The organism is Pseudoalteromonas sp. SR45-5, assembly GCF_014163565.1.
Classification (GTDB): Bacteria; Pseudomonadota; Gammaproteobacteria; order Enterobacterales; family Alteromonadaceae; genus Pseudoalteromonas; species Pseudoalteromonas distincta.
In genome coordinates, this window is the sequence record NZ_JACJDN010000375.1 from 1 (window position 1) to 3,995 (window position 3,995).

The 3,995-nt window shown below is 43.1% G+C and carries 3 protein-coding genes; all 3 read left to right on the plus strand.

Features of this window, described 5'->3' with window-relative positions; all coding sequences use genetic code 11:
* Window positions 1-127: 127 nt before the first annotated feature.
* The 3 genes from purH to purD all read left to right on the plus strand — a co-directional run bounded on the left by purH (window position 128) and on the right by purD (window position 3,941).
* A complete protein-coding gene (gene purH / locus H5072_RS13535; RefSeq protein WP_024603688.1) occupies window positions 128-1,714 on the plus strand; it encodes a bifunctional phosphoribosylaminoimidazolecarboxamide formyltransferase/IMP cyclohydrolase in 1,587 nt (528 codons plus the stop codon).
* Window positions 1,715-1,820: 106 nt separating this feature from the next.
* Window positions 1,821-2,642, plus strand: coding sequence for a class I SAM-dependent methyltransferase (locus tag H5072_RS13540; protein ID WP_182682566.1), 822 nt, complete (start codon window positions 1,821-1,823; stop codon window positions 2,640-2,642).
* A 15-nt stretch (window positions 2,643-2,657) separates the two neighbouring features.
* A complete protein-coding gene (gene purD / locus H5072_RS13545) occupies window positions 2,658-3,941 on the plus strand; it encodes a phosphoribosylamine--glycine ligase (RefSeq protein WP_182693815.1) in 1,284 nt (427 codons plus the stop codon).
* Window positions 3,942-3,995: the final 54 nt, after the last annotated feature.

Genomic DNA, 3,995 nt, shown 5'->3' on the forward strand with positions numbered 1-3,995 from the left:
CTACAGTTTATTAACTAAATTGCAAAATGCTCACGCTTATTGAGCCTTTATAAGTCGTTTTTTGAGTAGTAATCAGTTAAAATGCCCGCTTCTAAGCTAGCTCATTAACTGAGGAAATCAAACTACAATGGATACTCATCGTCCCATTCGTCGCGCACTATTAAGTGTGTCTGATAAAACCGGTATTGTTGAATTTGCCCGCGCACTTGAAGCGCAAGGCGTTGATATTTTATCAACTGGCGGCACATGTAAACTACTTGCTGATAACGCCATAAAAGTGACTGAAGTATCAGATCACACAGGCCACCCTGAAATCATGGATGGTCGCGTAAAAACCCTTCACCCAAAAATTCACGGCGGCATATTAGCCCGTCGCGGACAAGATGAAAGCGTAATGGCAGATAACAACATTTCTGCTATCGACATAGTTGTAGTTAACTTATACCCCTTTGCGAATACAGTCGCTCAAGAAAACTGCAGCCTTGAAGATGCCATTGAAAATATTGATATTGGCGGCCCTACAATGGTTCGTGCAGCCGCTAAAAACCACAAAGATGTAACAATCGTGGTAAACGCGAGCGACTACGACCGTGTTATTAGCGAAATGCAAAACAACAATGGTTCAACAACGTACAAAACACGTTTTGATTTAGCGATTGCCGCCTACGAGCACACTGCACAATACGATGGCATGATTGCTAACTACTTCGGTAAAATGGTGCCTGATTACACCGAGGAAGCTGCTGTAGAGACTAAATTCCCACGTACTATCAATATGCAGTTCACTAAAAAGCAAGATATGCGTTACGGTGAAAACTCACATCAAGATGCTGCTTTTTATGTTGAAAATGACATTGCTGAAGCATCAGTTGCAACAGCAACTCAATTGCAAGGTAAGGCCCTTTCGTTTAACAACATTGCAGATACCGATGCAGCACTTGAATGTGTTAAAGAATTTGACGTACCTGCGTGCGTAATTGTAAAACATGCTAATCCGTGTGGTGTTTCAATTGGCGACAATATTCTACAAGCATACGAGCGCGCTTTTAAAACAGACCCTACATCAGCATTTGGTGGCATTATTGCCTTTAACCGAGAGCTAGATGCAGCAACTGCACAAGCAATTGTTGACCGTCAGTTTGTTGAAGTAATTATTGCACCTAGTATTTCGAGCGACGCTGCAAAAATTGTTGAAGCTAAAAAGAACGTGCGCCTATTAGAATGTGGACAGTGGACAGGTAAAGCAGCTGGCCAAGATATTAAACGCGTTAACGGCGGTATTTTAGTTCAAGACCGCGACTTAGGCATGGTAACGCAAGGCGACTTAAAAGTTGTTTCTAAGCGCCAGCCTTCTGAGCAAGAACTTAAAGATTTACTGTTTTGCTGGAAAGTAGCTAAATTTGTTAAATCAAACGCAATTGTTTATGCCCGTGACGGTATGACCATTGGTGTAGGCGCAGGCCAAATGAGCCGCGTATACTCAGCTAAAATTGCAGGTATAAAAGCCGCCGACGAAAACCTTGAAGTTAAAGGTTCAGTTATGGCGTCTGACGCATTCTTCCCATTCCGTGATGGCATTGACGCAGCCGCAGCCGCTGGCATTACTGCGGTAATTCAGCCTGGTGGCTCAATGCGTGATGAAGAAGTGATTGCAGCTGCTGATGAAGCTGGCATGGCAATGGTACTAACTGGTATGCGCCATTTCCGCCACTAATCACACAAAGGGTTAAACGTTGGTTTAACCCTTTTTGTTTGCTATAAATTCACGTATTCTGATTATTCAATAACCTATTTAAAATTATAATGTGAAGGAACAAACAATGAAATTTGCGCTAAAATCGCTACTTGTAGCCACACTAACAATGACATCGACTATGGCGCTTAGCCATAACCACGAATCAAGCCTTGAACATGCACTTCAATCAAGCGAACGCAGTGCTAAAAACAGCGCTCGTGATGAATATCGTCACCCAGCTCAAACACTTGCATTTTTTGGCTTTAAACCAACCATGACAGTTGTTGAAATTGCACCCGGTGGTGGTTGGTATAGTGAAATTTTAGCGCCAGCATTAAAAGAGCAAGGCACTTATTATGCCGCGCACTTTCCTGCTGATTCATCAGTTGGCTACTACCAACGCTCTCTTGCAGGCTTTAAACAAAAAGTAGCTGAAGATGAGCGCTTTAGTAGCGTTAAAATTACTGAATTTGCACCTGTAACACATTTAGATATTGCACCAGCTGGCAGTGCCGATATGGTTTTAACATTTCGTAATGTACATAACTGGTATATGGGCAAAGATAAAAGCGGTGCATTAAGTGCATTCCAAGCTTTTTATAAAGCCCTTAAACCAGGTGGTACATTAGGTTTAGTTGAACACCGTTTAGCTGAAGAGCGTGCTGATGAAGATCAAAAAACATCAGGTTATATGAAGCAGAGCTACGTAGTAGACCTTGCTGAACAAGCTGGGTTTGAATTAGTAGCAAGCAGTGAAATAAATGCAAATCCAAAAGATACAGCCGATCACCCTAAAGGTGTATGGACGCTGCCACCAAGCTTAAGACTCGGCGAACAAGATGCTGACAAATATAAAGCCATTGGTGAAAGCGACCGCATGACGCTGAAATTTAAGAAACCGCTTTAAATAGGAATTTTCGCCATGAATGTTTTAGTCATTGGCAGCGGCGGCCGCGAACACGCACTTGCGTTTAAAGCCGCTCAAAACACCAAAGTAAATACTGTATTTGTAGCCCCTGGTAATGCAGGTACTGCACTTGAACCAAAACTTGAAAACGTAGCAATAAACGTTGACGACTTAGATGGTTTACTTAGTTTTGCACAGCAAAATAAGGTAGAGCTTACTATTGTAGGTCCAGAAATACCGTTAGTACTGGGTGTTGTTGATAAGTTTCGTGAGCATAACATGGCTATTTTTGGACCAACGGCGGGCGCAGCTCAGCTTGAAGGTTCGAAATCGTTTACTAAAGACTTTTTAGCACGTCATAAAATCCCAACTGGCGACTACCAAACGTTTGAACAGATTGAGCCTGCCCTTGCTTATTTAAAAGAGAAAGGCGCGCCAATTGTTGTAAAAGCAGATGGTTTGGCTGCGGGTAAAGGCGTAATTGTAGCCATGACGGAGGCCGATGCCGAAGAAGCGATTCGCGATATGCTTGCGGGTAATGCTTTTGGCGATGCGGGAAGTCGTGTTGTTATTGAAGAGTTTTTAGACGGTGAAGAAGCGTCTTTCATTGTAATGGTTGATGGTAAAAACGTATTACCATTTGCAACAAGCCAAGATCATAAACGCGCTTACAATGGCGATGCGGGTCCTAACACGGGTGGCATGGGTGCATACTCACCTGCGCCAGTTGTTACTGATGAAATCCACCAGCGTATTATGAACGAAGTGATCTACCCTACGGTAGAAGGCATGGCAAGCGAAGGCCATCCGTACACCGGCTTTTTATATGCAGGTTTAATGATTGACGAAACAGGCACCCCTAAAGTAATTGAGTACAATTGTCGCTTTGGCGATCCTGAAACTCAACCAATGATGCTACGTTTGCAATCAGATTTGGTTGAATTGATTGAAGCTGCTAACCGTGTAGAACTTGATAAAACAACAATTGAGTTTGACCCACGCGCAGCCGTTGGTGTTGTACTTGCCGCTAAAGGCTACCCTGGTGATTACCCTAAAGGTGACGCTATTTCGGGGCTAAAAGTGGATTACCCTGCAGGTGAAAAAGTGTTTCATGCGGGTACTAAACAAAGTGGCAATGACGTTGTAACCGCAGGCGGTCGCGTATTATGCGCAACAGCACTTGGTAACACTGTTACGCAAGCGCAGCAACGCGCCTATGAGCTTGTTAAAAAAATTAGCTGGGATGGTATGGAATATCGTACAGATATAGCTTACCGTGCTATTGCACGCGAGCAATAGCCTATAATACCTATTCATTGGTATAACCAATTAATTTAACTAAAAAAGCGCAGT